The organism is Rhodococcus sp. 05-2254-6, from assembly GCF_002258565.1.
GTDB lineage: Bacteria > Actinomycetota > Actinomycetes > Mycobacteriales > Mycobacteriaceae > Rhodococcoides.
In genome coordinates, this window is sequence record NZ_NOZF01000123.1 from 1 (window position 1) to 979 (window position 979).

Below are 979 nucleotides of genomic sequence, written 5' to 3' on the forward strand. Positions count from 1 at the left end.
CTCTCGTCGCGGCGGTGCGCCGGTTCATCGAACCGAACGAGACCGAACCGAACAGCTTCCCTGGGACGTGGCGAGCGCGGACGCTGATGAGTGCAGGATTGTTCCCCATCGGCCTGTGCATGGCCTCGTTGCTGTCCCCCGAGGATGCCGAAAACCTTTCGCGCACCAGTGACTACGGCAACCCGGCACAATGGTGGAACAGTGCGCACCTTCTCGTCGCCGGCTTGGCCGAGGAACCGTTCTTCAGTGCGCTTCCGGTCTTGTTGCTCTTCGGGGTCGTCGGACTGGTCTGGCGCGTCCAGCCGTGGATGCTCGGCATCGTCATCGCGAGCTCAGCTCTGTTTCGAGCCTCCATCCATCTGTACCAGGGAACAGGGCAAGCGTTGTCGGCGTTCGTATGGGGCGCTGTGGCCGTCTACGTCTACTATCGACTCCGCAGTCTCACGGGACTCGTTCTGGCCCATACAGCTTGGAATGCATTCGTCATTGCGAACAATGGTGACTACACCGCGGCTCAGATAGTGATCGGCGGGTGTATCGCATTCACCGCCCTGTGGTCGATTTACCGACTGTCGAACACACCCACCCTCAAGCACGCCGATCTAGCACGCCCGACGGCAGCGGCCGGCCACTTTTCGATCACCACCAGCGAAGGACATTGATGAGGAATCTGACAACCATCAAACGTTGCGCGGTGATCGGCAATGCGGTGATCGGTATCAGCGCCTTCACAAAGAGCGGAATATCGTTGTGGCAGCTCGCTACTGCCAGCGGATACCCGGCAACACTGGGATGGGTTCTGCCACTGGTGCTCGACGGAATGGTAATCCTCGCAACACTCATGCTCGTCGTCGACGCCTCACACCGCTGGTTCGCGTGGGCCTTGCTGATTCTCGGGTCGATCGCATCGACGGCCGGCAACATCGTGCACGTCTCGATGGTGGACTACAGCTCGACCTTCACCGTGGCCGCGCTGGCC

General features: G+C 60.8%; 2 protein-coding genes. Both read left to right on the forward strand.

Annotation, left to right across the window (positions count from 1 at the left end; translation table 11 throughout):
- The coding region (locus CH256_RS15910) for a CPBP family intramembrane glutamic endopeptidase (protein WP_218829140.1) at positions 1-662 on the forward strand (662 nt) is incomplete at its 5' end.
- The coding region (locus tag CH256_RS15915; protein WP_143536594.1) for a DUF2637 domain-containing protein at positions 662-979 on the forward strand (318 nt) is incomplete at its 3' end. The genes CH256_RS15910 and CH256_RS15915, both read left to right, overlap by 1 nt.